This window comes from Pyxidicoccus trucidator, from assembly GCF_010894435.1.
Taxonomy (GTDB): domain Bacteria; phylum Myxococcota; class Myxococcia; order Myxococcales; family Myxococcaceae; genus Myxococcus; species Myxococcus trucidator.
Genome location: NZ_JAAIXZ010000002.1, coordinates 537,081 through 553,364 on the forward strand (window position 1 = coordinate 537,081; position 16,284 = coordinate 553,364).

General features: G+C 71.2%; 14 protein-coding genes. 4 read left to right on the forward strand and 10 right to left on the reverse strand.

What is annotated here, in order from left to right; translation table 11 throughout:
- Positions 1-98: 98 nt before the first annotated feature.
- The 3 genes from G4D85_RS08675 to G4D85_RS08685 all read right to left on the reverse strand — a co-directional run bounded on the left by G4D85_RS08675 (position 99) and on the right by G4D85_RS08685 (position 3,655).
- Positions 99-932, reverse strand: a complete 834-nt coding sequence (locus G4D85_RS08675) for a hypothetical protein (RefSeq protein ID WP_164009931.1) — start codon at positions 930-932, stop codon at positions 99-101.
- Entirely contained in the window at positions 929-1,717 is a 789-nt protein-coding gene (locus G4D85_RS08680) for a hypothetical protein (RefSeq protein WP_164009933.1), read from the reverse strand. Before G4D85_RS08680 ends, G4D85_RS08675 begins: the two co-directional genes overlap by 4 nt.
- Positions 1,718-1,873: 156 nt before the next feature.
- Entirely contained in the window at positions 1,874-3,655 is a 1,782-nt protein-coding gene (locus tag G4D85_RS08685) for a S53 family peptidase (RefSeq protein ID WP_164009934.1), read from the reverse strand.
- Positions 3,656-3,831: 176 nt separating this feature from the next.
- Here G4D85_RS08685 and G4D85_RS08690 point away from each other — a divergent pair, with 176 nt between their 5' ends.
- Both G4D85_RS08690 and G4D85_RS08695 read left to right on the forward strand, forming a co-directional pair.
- The gene (locus G4D85_RS08690; protein ID WP_164009937.1) at positions 3,832-4,581 is read left to right on the forward strand and encodes a HEAT repeat domain-containing protein; all 750 of its coding nucleotides are present in this window, start codon (positions 3,832-3,834) and stop codon (positions 4,579-4,581) included.
- Complete coding sequence (locus G4D85_RS08695; RefSeq protein WP_164009939.1) at positions 4,578-5,315, forward strand: sensor histidine kinase; 738 nt, start codon at positions 4,578-4,580, stop codon at positions 5,313-5,315. The genes G4D85_RS08690 and G4D85_RS08695 overlap by 4 nt, the downstream gene beginning before the upstream one ends.
- 24 nt (positions 5,316-5,339) lie before the next feature.
- On the opposite strand, the gene G4D85_RS08700 is transcribed toward G4D85_RS08695, so the two are convergent.
- The 7 genes from G4D85_RS08700 to trmB form a co-directional block, all read right to left on the reverse strand.
- The gene (locus G4D85_RS08700; protein ID WP_164009941.1) at positions 5,340-6,107 is read right to left on the reverse strand and encodes a Uma2 family endonuclease; all 768 of its coding nucleotides are present in this window, start codon (positions 6,105-6,107) and stop codon (positions 5,340-5,342) included.
- 194 nt (positions 6,108-6,301) lie between these two features.
- Positions 6,302-9,265 carry a helicase C-terminal domain-containing protein gene (locus G4D85_RS08705; protein WP_164009943.1) on the reverse strand — a complete coding sequence of 988 codons (2,964 nt, stop codon included), beginning with the start codon at positions 9,263-9,265 and terminating at the stop codon, positions 6,302-6,304.
- A gap of 57 nt (positions 9,266-9,322) precedes the next feature.
- On the reverse strand, positions 9,323-9,763 hold the full coding sequence (locus G4D85_RS08710) for a cupredoxin domain-containing protein (RefSeq protein WP_164009945.1): 441 nt from the start codon (positions 9,761-9,763) through the stop codon (positions 9,323-9,325).
- 53 nt (positions 9,764-9,816) lie between these two features.
- The gene (locus tag G4D85_RS08715) at positions 9,817-10,686 is read right to left on the reverse strand and encodes a hypothetical protein (RefSeq protein ID WP_240359152.1); all 870 of its coding nucleotides are present in this window, start codon (positions 10,684-10,686) and stop codon (positions 9,817-9,819) included.
- 409 nt (positions 10,687-11,095) lie between these two features.
- On the reverse strand, positions 11,096-11,512 hold the full coding sequence (locus G4D85_RS08720) for a hypothetical protein (RefSeq protein ID WP_164009949.1): 417 nt from the start codon (positions 11,510-11,512) through the stop codon (positions 11,096-11,098).
- Positions 11,513-11,568: 56 nt separating this feature from the next.
- On the reverse strand, positions 11,569-12,612 hold the full coding sequence (locus tag G4D85_RS08725; RefSeq protein WP_164009951.1) for a diguanylate cyclase: 1,044 nt from the start codon (positions 12,610-12,612) through the stop codon (positions 11,569-11,571).
- 107 nt (positions 12,613-12,719) lie between these two features.
- Positions 12,720-13,340, reverse strand: a complete 621-nt coding sequence (trmB, locus tag G4D85_RS08730; protein ID WP_164009953.1) for a tRNA (guanine(46)-N(7))-methyltransferase TrmB — start codon at positions 13,338-13,340, stop codon at positions 12,720-12,722.
- A gap of 90 nt (positions 13,341-13,430) precedes the next feature.
- Between trmB and G4D85_RS08735 the strand changes: the two genes are divergently transcribed.
- Positions 13,431-14,357, forward strand: a complete 927-nt coding sequence (locus G4D85_RS08735) for a bifunctional riboflavin kinase/FAD synthetase (RefSeq protein ID WP_164009955.1) — start codon at positions 13,431-13,433, stop codon at positions 14,355-14,357.
- A 207-nt stretch (positions 14,358-14,564) separates the two neighbouring features.
- Positions 14,565-16,265 carry a type IV-A pilus assembly ATPase PilB gene (pilB, locus tag G4D85_RS08740; RefSeq protein WP_164009957.1) on the forward strand — a complete coding sequence of 567 codons (1,701 nt, stop codon included), beginning with the start codon at positions 14,565-14,567 and terminating at the stop codon, positions 16,263-16,265.
- The last annotated feature ends 19 nt before the right edge of the window (positions 16,266-16,284 follow it).

Consider the following 16,284-nt stretch of genomic DNA (forward strand, 5'->3'; position numbering starts at 1 on the left):
CGCCCTCCACGACTTCCGACGCGGCGGAAGCTGGGAGGGGAGGATGCGGAGTCAGCGCTGGGGCAGCACCACGGCCCCGGGTGCCGCCTGGATGTCGGTTAGTCCCCGCCGCACTCCATGCGTTCCTCGTTGATGCGCTTCTCCTGGCTCTTCATCCCGGTTCTGTCCACGGTGATGAGGGTGACCTCGTCTCCGCGGACCACCGAGCCACACTCCGCGACGGTCGCAGTGCAGCTCCGGGTGAACTTCACGACGCCCTTATTGTCGCGGGCAATACTCGGGGCGAGGCAGCTGTAGCCTGAGGGGCCGTTGCGAACGTCGCCGGAGAAGGTCTCCTCGCCCGCCGCGCTCACGGTGTCGAGCACCTCTCCCGCCTTGCCCATGAGGGCGAAGACGTACTGGGTGCGGGTGTACTCATCGCCGGGCATGTCACCCTCGGGCACTTCGGACTCCTCGTACGTGAAGACGCGGAGCACCCGGCCCTCCGGCAGCTTGAAGGTGTGGGAGTCGGCGTTCAGGGTCGCCGCTTCGACGTTCGGGCATGCCAGCTTCTCGCGAGGGAGCTTCACGTCGCGCGCGTAGGTGTCTGGAGCGACGACCTTCAGCTGCTCCAGGGCATCTCCGCCTTCACCCGCGGGGCAGAAGCCAACGACCCACACCCAGAAACCAGGCTTGAGGCCGCTGACGGTGCTGCTCTGGACCAGGGTGGGGAAGCCTTCCGGGATGACGACACCGCTGTCGGAGAGGAGCTTCCCGAGCCGCTCCCAGCCAGGCTTCAGGGCCTCCGCCGTCGGCTGGTCCTTCGCGCCCTTCCAGATGAGCGCGACGGCGTCGTCCGCCTTCGCCTCGGGGGCCGACGCCAGGGCCAGCGCGAACGCCACCACAACGAACGCACGCAGGGACGGGCCGCGCCGCTTCCGGAGGGTCTTCACCGGGAGGCGGGCTCCCGCACGCGCTCCAGGGCCTCTTCCACGTACTGGATGCCCCGGGGCGTAATCGCCTTGCCCTTCTTCGTGTCCTGGGCGTAGCCGCTGTGCAGGCGGAGCGCCTTCGCGGCGTTGGGCGCGGCATACGTGACGCCCAGCTCGCCCCAGAAGCGCGACATCGTCCCGGACGTCACCTCCACGTCCGCCTCCACGGCACGGGCGAGGTAGAGGGGGATGAGCGAGCGCACCAGTTGGTCCTTCTGCCGGCCCGCGGTGACCAGCGCCTCGTGCCGGGGGTGCGCGCGGAGCGCCTCCACCAGCCGGGCCACCACCACGGACGCGTCCTGCGGCGCGGCCGTCGCGCTCGCGGTGCGCGCGGCCTTCTTCGCCTTCGGGCGGCTCCGCGACGCTGTTCCCTTGCCTGCCTTCGGAGCGGCCGCTTCCGCGCCGTTCCGGGCCGGGGCCTTCCCGCGCTTCACGGGGCGGGCCTTCTTCGCCTTCGCGCGTCCGGCGGGGGCGGCCTTCGCGGGCGCCGGGGGCTCCGCCTCGGGGGCCTCGACGCTGACGGGCTCCCGGGCCACGGGTTCGGAGACGGGTCTGGGGCGCGGTGTGCGCTCCACCACCGTCTGTGCGGGGGCCGGAGCCGGCCTGGGCGGCGGTGCCTGCCCCACGACCTCGTTGCGCGGTGAAGTGTTGTCGCGCGGAAGTCCCAGCATCGCGCGCACCTCACCCACGACACCGCCCAACCCCACGTTCTGGAGCAGACCTTCCAACCGGGAAGTGAAAGACACCTGGCGAGCCTCCTGGATCCGCCGCACGTTACCCCAGGATGGGCCTGATCCGGATCAGCCGCCCACGGAAGAGGCCCCACCCCCGGACTCCTCCCGGGTCGGCGGGGCCCACCTGGGCCGTTTCCACCCTGGCCGCCGGGGGCCAGGGGACGCCGCTCACGGCAGGGTGTTGAAGAGGCCCAGGCCGTTGGGCGCGCCCCACCCGGTGGGGATGTCCCAGCCGGGGCCGGCGACGTACCCCCGGTCGGAGACGCCCACGGTGATGTCCCGGAAGGTGTCCTGGACGGCGGGCGTCGTATAGAGCGTGGAGTTGAGCCAGCCGACCACCGGCTTGTTCTCCGAGGCGCGCGCGCTGTTCACCACGGCCACCAGCCCCGCGAAGATGGGCGAGCCGAACGAGGTGCCCGTGTTGGGGACGGTGTTGCCCAGCCACGTGTACCAGTAGCCGGTGTCCGCGTTGAGGGCCACGTCGGCCACGGCGCGGCGGCGGGGCACCTGCGGCAGGCCCTTCTGCCACTCGGGCGTCGGGAAGGTCATGCTGATGCCCGAGCCCGAGTACAGCCAGGTCACCTCGCCCGTCACCGTGTTCCCATTCATCCTCAATTGCGTGCCGCCCACGGAGGTGACGTAGGGGCTGGAGGACGGCACGTCCACGCCCGCCGAGTCACCGCCGGCCGCCACCACCGTGATTCCGAGCGCGGCGGCCATCGTCGCGGAGGCGCTGTACTGCTCGTGCACCGCCTTCGGCTCCGAGTCCTCGCGGTGGGCGAACGAGTCGGTGATGACGGACACCTCGCCCCGGGCGATGGCCTCGTTGAAGGTGTAGACCATGGACGTGTTGCGCGCGTCCGGGCCCATGTAGACGATGACGTCTGCCTCGGGGGCCATGACGCTGGCCCACTCCACGTCGAGCTGTCCCTCGCGGTAGCGCGTGCCGGGGGGCTCCATGGTCTGCACCACGGTGGGGTCCGAGCGCTCGACGCCGAAGATCTTCCAGAAGGCGCGCAGGTCCTTCCACCGGAAGCTCGCGCCGATGGTGACGCCCAGCTTCACTCCCTTGCCGCGGAAGCCGCGCTGGTAGAGGGGCGTCAGGCCGTAGGCGCTCGCCACCTGCTGGGGCGTGAGTCCGTCGCTGAGCGGCTGCGGCGGCGTGGTGGGCACCTCGCCGAACTCGCCGGGCAGGGGGCCCGGGTCGGTGGGCAGGTCCACCGCGACGATGGAGGCGATGCGCTCCTTCACGAACTGGGGCGCCTTGATTTCCACGTTGGGCGGCAGGCCGTAGACGTTGTGCGGGTCATTGCCGCCCTGCGGGGACTTGCGCTCCAGGATGATGAGCTGCACGCCGAACGCCGCGTTGAACTGGGACACCGTACCGGTGAAGTGGATGAGCAGCCGGTTGGTGGCGACGCGCTCCACCTTCAGTCCCACCGACTCCAGGTGGTCCGACACCAGCTTCACGTCCTGCTCCCACGGGGCGTGCCGCGCGTTCCACTGCTGCGGCGTCATGTACCGGCGGAAGCGCGCGCTGCTGGGGTCGTACATTTCCTTGATGGCCGTCTCCAGCTCCGCCCTGTTGCGAATGGGCAGCGCCACCAGGCCGCGGATGATGTCGGTGTTGGGCGCGGGGCCAAGGTCTCTGTAGACGCCAGGCATGGGGCCGGGCACGCCGTCGGGAGTGGGCGTGGGCGTGCGGTCCAGGGTTTCGGGCAGCGGCGGCGGGGCGTCCGGGTCCACCGGCGTCGGAGGAGGTGGCTCCTCGACTGGAGGTGGTGCTGGAGGTGGCGGTTCCGGTTGGGGTGTGGGCGCCGGCTGAGGGACTGGGTCCTCGGGGTTGGTGCTACGGGGAAGGCCGACGGGGACCAGTCTGTCCGAGTCGCGGCAGCCCGCGCCTCCCAGCACCGCCAGCACCAGCACGCCCGCAAGGATGCTTCCTCTCATGTCGTGGCTCCCCCACCGATGCGGCACGCCAGGACCGGCCGGCCGCCTCCCATCCCGTCCCCCTCACGGGGGACCCTTGGTACGACTGTGCGGAGGGAAGGTGGGTGTGGCTCGCAGGGCATGCAACTGTTCGCGACCGGGCAGTCGGGGCTAGAGTGCGGGCACGCGTCCCCCCCATGCGGCTGCTGCCCTCTGCCCTCATCCTCCTGCTTCTCGCGCCCTGCGCGGCCCTGGCCCAGGGTGACTCCCGTATTGCCTTCCTGGGGCGCCAGCTCCAGCAGGGCAAGGACCCGCGCACGCGCTCGCAGGCGGCGCTGGTGCTGGGCGCCACGGAGGACCCGGAGGCAGTGGCCCTGCTGTGCGGAGCGCTGAAGGACACGAGCGAGCTGGTGCGCTCGGCGGCGGCGAAGGGACTGGCGAAGCTGCTGGAGCCGTCCGCGCTCGCCTGCCTCCAGGCGCACAAGGCGGAGGCGGACGCGGCGGTGAAGTCCGCGGTGGACGAGGCGGTGGAGGCGCTGAAGGCGTACCAGTCGCGCCGTCCGGGCTTCTACGTGTCCGTGGACGCGCTGAAGGACCGCACGGGCAAGCTGCCGGCCGAGCTGGTGAAGGCGACGGAGGCGCGGCTGCGCTCCCGGCTGGTGCGCCGCGGGGCGATGCTGGCCCCGGCGAAGGAGTCGAAGGCGGCGGCGAAGGGCACGCTGAAGAAGCTGGGCGTGTCGGGCTACCGCATCACCCCGGAGATACAGGCGACGGAGAGCGGCGGGCTGCGGGTGCACATCGTCTGCCTGACGTATCCGGAGCTGTCGTTGATGGGGCAGGTGGACGTGAATGCCGCGGGCGCGCAGCCCGGAGACCTCCTCAAGGCGCTGGTGCCGAAGGCGGTGGAAGAGGCGGCGGAAACCTTCGAGTGGAGCAGCGAGACATGACGACGACGACGGCGCCCATGGCGCCCGTGAAGCGGCGCTGGCGCAACTTCCTCCTCGACACGGGCTTCCAGCTCAAGCTGACCGCGTACATGGTCGCGGTGACGCTGGTGTTGTCGGCGCTGCTGGGCGTGTTCCTGGTGCGGGCGGCGCGCTCGCTGATGCGGGAGACGGCGACGGCGGTGGAGGCGCGCTCGCGCGCGGCGGAGGTGAGCCGCGAGCTGTCCGGCGCCACGCTGTCCAACGAGCTGCTGGCGCGGATGGACGACCCGTCGTTCGAGGCCACCTTCCGGGAGAAGGCGCGCTCCATCGACGCGGCCTACGAGGAGGAGCGCTCCGCCATCGTCGCCCAGCGCGCGGAGCTGGAGCGGCAGCAGCGGCTCACGTGGTGGGTGCTGGGCGGGCTGCTGACGGGCTTCACGGTGGTGGTGGCGCTGGGGACGATTGTCGTGACGCACCGGCTGGCGGGGCCGCTGCTGCGCATCCGGCGCATGGTGAAGGAGGTCCACGGCGGCAAGCTGCGTCCTCCGCAGTACGGCCTGCGCGACGGTGACGAGCTGCGGGACCTCTTCGAGGACACGCGGATGATGGTGCAGCGGCTGAGGGACCAGCACGAGGAGGACGCGAACGCGCTGGCGAAGGCGCTGCGAATCGCCGAGGGCGCCGGGGCTTCGCCGGAGGCCCTGGCGGAGCTGCGCACGCTGGAGGCCCGCTACCGCACCCGGCTGGAGCAGTAGCGGGACGGACCCGGCTCCCGCGCGTCAGTGCTTGCGGGGCCGGAGCTTGCGAAGCTCCGCCTTCAATGCGGCCAGTTGCTGCTCGGCCTCCTCGCGTCGCCGGACTGCCTCCTCGAGCCGCCGCGTCTCGGTCGCCAGGCTCCGCTCGGCCGCCTTCCGCTTCCGGGCCTCCGCGTCGACACGCCGCTGGACCTTCTCCACCTTCTCCCGGAGCTGCTCCATTATCTCCGACGACTCCAGCAACAGCTTCCTGCCCGCCCACAGCAGCAGCCGGTCGTCGCGCACCTCCAGCTCCAGCCCCAGCACCTTCGACAGGTACCGCCCCTTCCGCGGCTTGATGCGCGTGTACGTGCGCGCGGAGCGCGTCTTCAGCCGGAAGCCCTCCAGCTGTTCCCGGTTGCGGTCGTAGATGAAGTATTCGGGGATGCCCAGCCGGGCATTGCGCTCCACGTTGACCTCGGCGTCCTTCCTCCGGTCGCCTCCGTGGTGCACCTCCATCACCCAGTCCAGCCCCTTGCCCTCGTGACTCACCAGCCACTTCCCGCGGCTGTGTGACTCGACGTCGAACACGACCAGGAGGTCTGGCGCGAAGCGCCGTTCGCCCGGGTAATAGACGGGCAGCTCCGAGCCCACGTACACCTTGCGCCGCTTGTTGCCGAAGTGCCCCTTGAGCACGTCCAGCGCGCGGTGCTTGCCCTCCTGGTGTCTGTCTCCCTCCGGCGGAGACATCTCCCGGTCCGTCACCTCATCGGGGAGTGACTCCACCACCTCCGCCCGCTCCTCGGGCCCCATCGCGTCCCACTCCTCTTGCGTGGGAGCCCGAGGGAAGGCCTGCCCACGATGGTTGTCGTCATCCGCGTGCCATCCCATGCCGTGAAAGCGTGCGGTCGGCAGCCTCGCGCGTCAATGCCTCACGGACTCCGAGCGCGCGTCCGCGCCCGGATTTTCGAATGAATCCGGATTCGAGCCGCGAGCGAGCCTCCGCGTCAGCCCCAGGAGCGCGCGGGGTCCAGCTCCACGGTGAGCCCGGTCTCCTTGAGCACGCCATGGATGCGCAGGCGCGCCTGGGCCCACGGGAGTGCCTCCACGCGGTAGCCATCGAGCGCGTTCATCAAGTGCGCGCGGTAGCTGGGGTGGCCCGGGTCCGCGAGGATGACGACGCCCCGGTCCGTGGTGGAGCGGATGAGCCGGCCCACGCCCTGGCGCAGCAGCAGCAGCGCCCGGGGCAGCCGGTACTGGAGGAAGCCCATGTACTCGCCGCCGTTGCGGGCCAGCGGCTCCTCGCGCGCGGCCACCAGCGGGCGCAGCGCGGGCTCCAGCGGAAGCTTGTCGATGAACACGCAGCCCACGCCCCGGCCGGGGATGTCCACACCCTGCCAGAAGCTCTTGGTGCCCAGCAGCACCGTGCCCGTGTCGCGCTCCTGCCGTGCCGCCAGCGAGCGGCTGTGCCCGCGCGACTGCCGCATCACTTCAATCCCGAGCGGCTCCAGGCGCGAGCGCACCTCCGCCCCCACGCGCTCCATGCGCCGTGTGGACGCGAACAGCCCCAGCACGCGCCCGCCCATGGTCTGCGCCAGCCCCGAAATCCGGAGCGCGGCCCACTCGACGAAGGCCTCCTCGTGCGCGCGCGGCGCGTCGGTGACGAGCACCACCAGCGCCTGCTCCCGCAGCCGGAAGGGGGAGGGCGCCCGCACCAGCTTCGGTGCCGGCTGCTCGCCGCGCCCGTCCAGCCCGAGCCGCCGCAGCACGAAGGGAACGTTGTCCCCCGTGCCCAGCGTGGCCGAGGCCAGCACCAGTGAGCGCTTGCTCGCGGCGAAGTCGCGCGACACGTACCCGGACACGTCCACCGGCTGCGCGCCCACGCTCCAGCGCTGCCGCTTCGGCTCCGCCGTGGCCGCGTAGCATCGCCCCGGCGCGGCCTCGCCGGACAGCTCTCCCGCCAGCACCGCCAATTCGCCCAGCTCCGTGGTGGCCCCGGACAGCTCGCGCTCCAGCGCCGGCATCCGCGCCGCGAGCTCCGGCAGGGCCGCCAGCACCCGTACCGCCAGCAGCGTGTGCAACGCCTGGAGCGCGCCGCGCACCGCCTCCAGCCCGTCTCGCACCGGCTCCCAGGCGGGCAGGGCGCGCACGGCCTCCGTCACCCGCAGCTCCGGCGCGTACGCGCCCTCGTCCGGGTCCTCGCCCACGGCCGTGGCCGCCGGCTCGCACAGCGCCAGCACGCCCGCGCCCAGGCCGCGCGCTTCGTCCAGCAGCCGGCGCAGCCCGTCCTCCACCTCGCCCATCAGCGTGCGTGACTCCGCCCGCGCGCCGCCCAGGGCCCGCCGCAGCTCGGCGAAGAGGCCGCGCCGTCCGTCCCGCCCATGCAGCCGCTCCGTGAGGCGCTGGAAGGCCAGGTCCGACAACTCCACGGCCAGCGCGGTGGTGGCGACGTCCTCCACCTCGTGCGCCTCGTCCAGCACCAGGTGGTCCAGCTTCGGGTAGCGCGCGGGCCAGGCGAAGGCGAGGGACTGGTTGATGACCAGCACGTCCGCCTCGCGGGCCTGCGCCACCGCCGAGTGGTAGAAGCACTTGTGGAAGTGCGGGCACTTCTCGCCCAGCGTCGTCGCCGCCTCCGAGCGCACCGCCGGCACCAGTCCGTACATCGCCGGGAAGCGCTCGCGGAACCAGTGACTCAGCCGGTCCAGGTCGCCCTCGCCACTGCGGCGCATGTACGCGCGCAGGTAGGCCCGCGGCGCGCGCGCGGCGTGGCCCATGCCCGGCTCCACCCGCGTGGCCTCCAGCGCGCGGCGGCGGCACAGGTAGTTCGTCTGCCCCTTCAGCAGGGCGTAGCCGAAGGACCCGTTCATGGCCCGGTGCAGCCGGGGCAGGTCCTTCTCCAGCAACTGGTCCTGCAGCGTCTTCGTGTGCGGCGCCACGCCCACCTTGCGCCCGTTGCGCGCGGCGAAGAGGGCCGCGGGCGCCAGGTACGCCAGCGACTTGCCCGTGCCCGTCCCGGCCTCCACCGCCACCTGCCCGCCGTCCGACAGCGTGCGTGCCACCGCCAGCGCCACGTCCAGCTGCGCGGGCCGGCTGACGAACCCCTCGCTCACGCGCTCCAGCGCGCCACCGGCGCCCAGCACCGCCGCCACCTCGTCCGGGCGCACCGGCAGCACCGGCGCGTCCGCGTCCGGCTCGGGCGGGGCCGATACGCCTCCCGCGCGCCTCCGCTCCGGCCGCCCGCGCAGGAAGCCCTGGGCCTCCAGCTTCAGCGGCACGGACACCGCGCGGCACGCCGTGCGGAGCCGCGACAGCAGGTCCACCAGCGGCCACTCCTCGTAGTCGAAGGCGCCGTGCGCGTCGTCTGCCAGGCCCGCGTCCGCCTGCGCCAGCCGCAGGTCCGCGCCCGGGCGCGGGTCCAGCGTGGCGAGCAGATCCGAAACGTCGTCACCCCGGCCGTCGCGGATGCAGCGGTCCATGGCGTGCACCAGCACGGACTGCACCGCCTCGCAGTCCGACAGGGCCCGGTGCGGCTGGCGCAGGGCCAGCCCCGCCCAGCGCAGCAGCGACTCCAGCGAGTGGCTGGGCAGCTCCGGGTGCAGGTAGTGCATCAGCTCGCACGAGTCGAGCACCGGGGCGCGGATGGGGCCCAGCAAGTCGGGCAGGAAGCCCTTCTCGAAGGGCGCGTTGTGCGCCACCACCGTCCACCCGGTGAGCCGCTCGCGCAGCTCCGCGATGTCGGTGCCGAAGCGGGGCCGGCCCGCGAGGTCCGCGTCCGTCAGGCCCGTCAGCCGGCGGATGGTGAGGGGCAGGGGCCGCGACGCCGAGTACAGGCGCGCGAAGCGGTCCACTTCCCGCCCACCTTCAAAGAAGAGGCAGCCCAGCTCGATGACCTCGTCCACACGTGGGTCCAGCCCCGTGGTCTCGAGGTCGAGAAAGACATGCCGGGTGAAGAGCTCCGCCGCGCCGCCCATGCAGGGCGCCGAGCCTAAGGCCGACTCGCGGCGGAGGACAGAATTCGGCCGCCGTCCTCAGTCCACCATGAACACGCCGGAAATCATCTTCCCCATGGCGCAGCCGTAGACGAGCTTGCCGGACTCCTTGGGAGTGAAGGCGATTTCCACCGGCTGGTTCAGCGGCAGCGGGGTGTTGATGTCGTAGCCGTCCATGACGACCTCGGTGGCGCACGTCTGCTCCGTCTTGCGCGTCACCACGAGCTTCACCGGCTCGCCCTTCTTCAGATTCACGGGGCTGGGCTCGTAGCCCTTCTCCGTCACGGACAGCTCCACCACGCGCACCCCGCCCTCGCGCTTCTCATTGGCAGCGGGAGCCGCGGGAGCCGCAGCGGCCTCCGGCGCCTTCGCGGAGGCCCCTGGGTCCTTGGTGCAGCCCTGCTGCGTGGCGCCCACCATGGCGGCCGTCGCGGCCAGGGCGAGCCAGGGCTTGATGATGCGGGAGATGAAGCGGCGCATGTGAAGCCTCGAAGGGAAGGAGGGGGCACGGCGCCCCGAGGAGACGGCGGCCCTCAGGCCTCGTCCTCGGGGGCGCTCTCGTCGGCGGGGGGCGGCTCGAAGCGGAGCAGGGCGTGCAGCGGCACGAAGACCTCGTGGCCCTTCTCGCCCAGCAGCAGGTCGAAGCGGCCCACGTGCATCAGCGGCAGCTCCAGGGTGATGCCGTTGCGCAGCACCAGCTTCACCGTCTGGCCCAGGTGGTCCAGGAACGCGCGCGGGTCCGAGTACGGGCGCTTGTCCGGCTGGCGCGCCACGGCCGCGGGCTTCTGCGTCAGCTTCGCGTCGCGCTCCAGGCCGGGCAGCAGTCGCTCCCAGTCCGCGCGGCGGGCCAGCAGCACCACCTGCAGCTTCTCCAGCCGCCCGGTGCGCTCCAGCGTGAAGGCGATGGGCTCCTCCACCATCAGCGTGTCCAGCAGGGAGCGCTCCGCCAGCACCACGGAGACCTCTGCCTTGCCGCCGATGAGGTCGGTCAGGAACTCCGCGACGATGGCGTTCTCCACCTCGCCACGCGCCTGCTTGATGGCGGCCTTGCGCTGGGTGCGCTCCTTGCGCGCCATGAACTCGGCCACCGTCATGCCGCTCTGGAGCACGCCGAAGGCGTCACCCAGCGACAGACTCGGCGTCTGGCCCATCAGCTCGTACACCTGGTCGAACCGCTTCGCCTCCTCGGCGTGCAGCTTGCGCCAGATGCGGGCCTTCATCTTCCCTTCGAGCTCGCCCTTGGCGATGCGGGCGGGGACGTGCTCGCGCGCCGCCAGCAGCTGGATCTGCTCCGGCGTGGGCGGCGGACGGGGCGTGGAGGAGCGGAACCCTCCGGGACGCCCGCCGAAGCCTCCGGGCCGGGGCGGACCGCCAGGACCCGCACCCCCTGGACGCGGGGCCATGGGCCGAGCGCCTGGCGCCCCGCCCGTGGGGCGGGGCGTGGGCGCGGGGGACACGACGACAGCCCGGGGCACCGGGGGCGCCGTCGGTGTCGGTGTCGGTGTCGGTGTCGGTGTCGGCACCGGGGCCGCTCCGGCGGCCGGCCGGGGCGCGGGGGTAGGCAAGGGGGCCGGGGCCGTGCCTGCCGGCCGGGGCGCGGGAGTGGGCGCCGCGGCGGCGGGCCGGGGCGTAGGCGTTGGGCGCGGCGTAGGCGCCGGGGTGGGGGATGCCGTGGGGGTCGGCGTCACGGGAGCGCTGCCGGGCGTGGAGGCCGGCCGCCGGATGACTTCGACCGCGGGGAGCACCCGCCGTGTCTTCCTGTCGTTCACAGTCGTACGTTACCTGATGCGAGATTTCCGGGCATGCCCGGCTTCACGGCTGGAGGGATGCTGAAAGGTCCACCTTCCATCCGGACGGCTCCCGGACCATCTGGACCTCGTGGGAGCTTCCGGGCGAGCGCACGAGCACGGTCGCCTTGTCGCCCTCCTCACGGACCAGCGAAACCTCCGTAACATCCGGAGGGGGAGGGACATTCGCGAAGAAGAGTGCCAGGGGCTCCGGCTTCTCGGTGCCACCGGACGCCTCGCTCACTGCCCGGGCCCGCTCGGCCAATGCGTCCTGGGTGGGCTTGGACAGCACTGCCCACGCCTCACGCAGCTCGCCCTTGCGAACCTTGTCGTGGAACAGCCGGTAGGCGCCCTGCGGGGTGTCCTGGCGATTGCAGCCGCCCAGGCCCAGGCCGAGCAGGACCAGGGCCACCAGCCAGGGCATCATCACGGTCGGGCGCATGGAAACAGGGATTTAGGTCAAAGCGTCGCCGGGGGAAAGCCCGAGCTTCATCCTTGTCACGCCGCGTGCTGGTGGACGCGGTTGCGGCCCGCTCCCTTGGCCGCATAGAGGCTGGTGTCCGCCGCCAGCAGCAGGGCCTCCGCGCTCGCCAGGCTGGCCGAGGGCACCGTGGCCACCCCCAGCGACGCCGTCAGCCGCACTTCCTGCGTCCGCCCGTCCGCGCCCGGGTGCTCCAGCGCCAGCGACTCAATCGCCTCGCGCACGCGCTCGCACACCCGCAGCGCATCCGCCGGCGACGTCTCCGGCAGCAGGGCGATGAACTCCTCGCCGCCGTACCGGGCAATCAGGTCCACTTCTCGCAGCCGCGAGCGCGCCGTCTGCGCCACCGCCTTCAGCACCTGGTCTCCGAAGGGGTGCCCGAAGGTGTCATTGATGCGCTTGAAGTGGTCGATATCCAGCATCACCAGCGACAGCGGCGAGCCGTACCGCCGCGAGCGCGCGAACTCCTCCAGCAGTCGCTCCTCGAAGTAGCGCCGGTTGAACAGCCCGGTGAGCGCGTCCGTCCGGCTGAGCGCCAGCAGCTCCTCGCGCCGCGCCGCCAGCTCCTTGTTGGCCCGGTCCAGCTCCCGGTTCTTCTCCACCAGCGCGTCCTGCAGCGCCTTCAGCCGCAGCATGGACTTCACCCGCGCCGACAGCTCCAGCATGTCGAAGGGCTTCACCAGGTAGTCGTCCGCCCCCAGCTCCAGCCCCTCCACCTTCCCCGCCGCCTGCCGCGCCGTCATCAGAATCACCGGGATGAAGCCGAAGCCGTCCTCCCCCGAGTTCGCCTTGACGATGCGGCACACCTCCACCCCGCCCAGCCCCGGCATCTCCACGTCCATCAGGATGAGGTCCGGCCGCGCCTGGCGGATGGCCGACAGGGCCTGCGTCCCGTCATTCGCTTCCTTGAAGAGGTAGCCGTGTGGCGCCAGCCCCTCGCGCACATGCCGCACGTGCGCCGGGTCGTCGTCCACGATGAGCACCGTCCGGCCGCTGAGCTCGCCCCCGGGTGACGCGCGGCGAGCAACCTCCAGCGTCCTCTTCCGTTCGCCCTCCGCCATGCCTTTTCGCCCCCGGTGCAATCGTCCCGCGGCGCGGGAATGAGTGCGATTCTCACCTGCCGAGATGGGGAAGCCAAGAGGGCGGGCAAGTGCCCGTCTTGCAAGCGTTAGCCGGGCTTCACCAGCCGTGCGCGGTAGACCGGCTCCCCGCTCGCCAGGTAGCGCCGCTCCCGGGTGGAGGGCACCTCTTCCGGCTCATAAGGATGGAACACTCCTGAACCCAGGGGGTTCTGGAAACCCACGGATTCCAGGATGGCCAGCATGGCCTCGCCCCGGTCCTGCACGTCGGTGCGCATGTCGAAGCGGCCGCCGGGGGCGAGCTTCTCCAGCAGCAGCTGGGCGAAGGCGGGCTGAATCACCGCGCGCTTGGCGTGGGAGCGCTTCCACCAGGGGTCCGGGAACTGGAGGTGGACGACGGCGAGGGAGTTGGCCTCGAAGATGCGGGGCACGACGAAGCGGGCGTCGGCCTCGATGACGCGCAGGTTGCGCAGGCCGGCCTTGTCGGCGCGGGCCTGGGTGTCGCGCGCGTACTTCTTGCGCCACTCGAAGGCGACGAAGCGCACCCCGGGGTTGCGCCGACAGTACTCCAGGGCGTGGCCTCCGGCGCCGGAGCCAATCTCCAGCTCCAGCGGGCCGGTGTAGCCGAACTCCGCGTCCCAGTCCGGGGGGCGCTCCATGGTGACGAACTTGAGCCCGACGGGCTCTGGCAGCAGGCGGGGGCGGGTCATGGAAGGGGGGCCTCCAACCACGACGGCGCCGGGTTTGGCCAGGGAAAAACGCGGGCGCGGGGCCGCGGGGGCTGGGGTATACGGGAGGCCATGAAGGTCTTCCACTCGGTGGCGGAGGCGGGCCGGGCGCTGGCCGGTCAGGCGCTCGCGCTGGGCAACTTCGACGGCGTCCACGTGGGCCACCAGGCCCTCTTCTCCGAGGCCCGCCGCCACGGCGAGGCCGCCGCCTTCACCTTCCATCCCCACCCCGGCAAGGTGCTCCAGCCGGACCTCGCCCCCAAGCTGATTACGCTGCTGCCCCGCAAGCTGGAGCTGTTCGGCCAGTGCGGCCTGGCCGCCGCGGTGGTGCAGCCCTTCACTCGGGACTACGCGCGCACGCCCCCCGTCGACTTCGAGGCCGGCCTCTTCGACGCGCTCGGCGTGGCGCACGTGGTGGTGGGCAGCGACTTCACCTACGGCTCGGCCCGCAAGGGCACCGTGGACACGCTGCGCGAGGCGGCCGCCCGGCGCGGGGCGCACGTGCATGTGGTGGCGCCCGTCACCGTGGACGGCGTCGTGGCCTCGTCCTCCCGCGTGCGCGAGTACATCCTCGAAGGCCGCGTGTCCGCCGCGCGGCGGCTGCTGGGCCGCCCGTTCGACCTGGACGGCACGGTGGTGGCCGGCGCGGGGCGGGGCAGGGGCATCGGCTTTCCCACCGCCAACGTGGACACGCAGAACGAGCTGCGCCCCGCACCCGGTGTCTACGCCATCCGCGTGCACCTGCCCGGAGAGCCCCAGGGCACCTGGTACGCGGGCGCCGCCAATATCGGTGTGAAGCCCACCTTCGGCGGCACCGAAGTCACCATTGAAGCCCACCTGCTGGACTTCACCGGCGACCTCTATGGCAAGGAGCTCCGGGTGCAGTTCTTGGAGCGGCTGCGCCCCGAGCAGCGCTTCGGCTCCGTCGCCGAGCTCATCGGGCAGATCAAACGCGACGTCGAGGCCGCCCGCACCGTCATCGCCGGTGTGGGTGACTGAGCGTTTTTCCCGTGTTTCTTCAACGGGTTGACCTGCCAAGGGAGCAGGCGAGGGCGCCTTGACGCGAGAGCGCGGCTCCCCTCTAATTCGTATCAGGAACCGTGCCAGGGGCCTCGTGGCCCCCTGGCATCTCCCAACGTCTCCTGCATGCGGAACGGGCCCCCCGCCCGGTCCTTTCTTCTTTCCTCAAGGAAGAGGCTTCAACGAATGTCCGGTCGACTCGGTGAACTGCTGGTTCGCGAGAACCTCATCTCCGTCCAGCAGCTGCGCAAGGCCCAGGAAGAGCAGCAGAAGAACGGCACGCGCATCGGCACCGCCCTCATCAAGACGGGCGCCATCGAGGAGTCGAAGCTCACCGACTTCCTCTCCAAGCAGTACGGCGTGCCGGCCATCAACCTGAAGGACTTCGACATCGACCCGGAGATCATCAAGCTCGTGCCCAAGGAAGTGGCCGAGAAGCACCTGGTGATCCCCGTCAACCGTGCCGGCCCGTCGCTCATCGCCGCCATGTGCGACCCGTCCAACATCTTCGCGGTGGACGACCTGAAGTTCCTCACCGGCTACAACATCGAGACGGTGGTCGCCTCCGAGGTCTCCATCCGCGAGGCCATCGAGCGCTACTACGCGGAGAAGGGCCCCTCCCTCGAGGACATCGTCGGTGACGTGGGCGACGACATCGAGGTCGCCAAGGAGGCCGAGGAGAACATCGACGAGATGGCCAAGGCCGCGGACGACGCGCCCGTGGTCAAGCTCGTCAACCTCATCCTCATGGACGCCATCAAGAAGCGCGCGTCCGACATCCACATCGAACCGTACGAGAAGGACTTCCGCGTCCGCTTCCGCATCGACGGTGTGATGTACGAGGTCATGCGCCCGCCCATGAAGCTGCGCAACGCGATTACGTCGCGTCTGAAGATCATGGCCTCGCTGGACATCTCCGAGCGGCGCCTGCCGCAGGACGGCCGCATCAAGATCAAGATCGGCGGCGGCAAGGAGATGGACTTCCGCGTGAGCGTGTGCCCCACGCTCTTCGGCGAGAAGGTCGTCATGCGTCTGCTCGACAAGAGCAACCTCCAGCTGGACATGACCAAGCTGGGCTTCGACGCGCAGCCGCTGGCCTGGTTCAAGGAGGCCATCGACCGGCCCTACGGCATGGTGCTGGTGACGGGCCCCACGGGCTCCGGCAAGACGACGACGCTGTACTCGGCGCTCTCCAGCCTCAACGGCATCGACACCAACATCTGCACCGCCGAGGACCCCGTCGAGTTCAACTTCGCCGGCATCAACCAGGTGCAGATGCATGACGACATCGGCCTGAACTTCGCCGCGGCCCTCCGCTCCTTCCTCCGCCAGGACCCGGACATCATCATGATTGGTGAGATCCGCGACTTCGAGACGGCGGAAATCGGCGTCAAGGCCGCGCTCACCGGCCACCTGGTGCTCTCCACGCTGCACACCAACGACGCCCCGGGCACGGTCAGCCGTCTGCTCAACATGGGCATCGAGCCGTTCCTCGTGACGGCCTCGCTCAACCTCATCCTCGCCCAGCGTCTGGCGCGCCGCCTGTGCCCCGCCTGCAAGAAGCCGGCGGAGAAGGTGGACGAGCAGGCCCTCATCGACGCCGGCGTCCCGCCGGACAAGATTGGCACCTTCACCATGTACGAGAAGGTCGGCTGCCGCGACTGCAATGACCGCGGCTACCGTGGCCGCGTCGCCATCTACGAGGTCATGCCCTTCTGGGACGGCCTCAAGGAGCTGGTCATCAACGGTGGCTCCGCCGCCGAGCTCAAGCAGGAGGCCATCCGCCTGGGCATGAGCAGCCTGCGCATGTCCGGCCTCAGGAAGATGATGGACGGCGCCACCACCCTGGAAGAAGTCGTCGGCAACACCGCCCCGGACCGCTTCTAGTCACTCCTCCCCCACCGCC

Coding starts and splice junctions, on each gene's coding strand:
- G4D85_RS08735 (WP_164009955.1), top strand. CDS start 13,431: ATGAAGGTCTTCCACTCGGTGGCGGAGGCGGGCCGGGCGCTGGCCGGT.
- G4D85_RS08725 (WP_164009951.1), bottom strand. CDS start 12,612: ATGGCGGAGGGCGAACGGAAGAGGACGCTGGAGGTTGCTCGCCGCGCG.
- G4D85_RS08710 (WP_164009945.1), bottom strand. CDS start 9,763: ATGCGCCGCTTCATCTCCCGCATCATCAAGCCCTGGCTCGCCCTGGCC.
- G4D85_RS08700 (WP_164009941.1), bottom strand. CDS start 6,107: ATGGGGCCCGAGGAGCGGGCGGAGGTGGTGGAGTCACTCCCCGATGAG.
- pilB (WP_164009957.1), top strand. CDS start 14,565: ATGTCCGGTCGACTCGGTGAACTGCTGGTTCGCGAGAACCTCATCTCC.
- G4D85_RS08705 (WP_164009943.1), bottom strand. CDS start 9,265: ATGGGCGGCGCGGCGGAGCTCTTCACCCGGCATGTCTTTCTCGACCTC.
- G4D85_RS08715 (WP_240359152.1), bottom strand. CDS start 10,686: ATGGCCCCGCGTCCAGGGGGTGCGGGTCCTGGCGGTCCGCCCCGGCCC.
- G4D85_RS08695 (WP_164009939.1), top strand. CDS start 4,578: ATGACGACGACGACGGCGCCCATGGCGCCCGTGAAGCGGCGCTGGCGC.
- trmB (WP_164009953.1), bottom strand. CDS start 13,340: ATGACCCGCCCCCGCCTGCTGCCAGAGCCCGTCGGGCTCAAGTTCGTC.
- G4D85_RS08685 (WP_164009934.1), bottom strand. CDS start 3,655: ATGAGAGGAAGCATCCTTGCGGGCGTGCTGGTGCTGGCGGTGCTGGGA.
- G4D85_RS08690 (WP_164009937.1), top strand. CDS start 3,832: ATGCGGCTGCTGCCCTCTGCCCTCATCCTCCTGCTTCTCGCGCCCTGC.
- G4D85_RS08720 (WP_164009949.1), bottom strand. CDS start 11,512: ATGCGCCCGACCGTGATGATGCCCTGGCTGGTGGCCCTGGTCCTGCTC.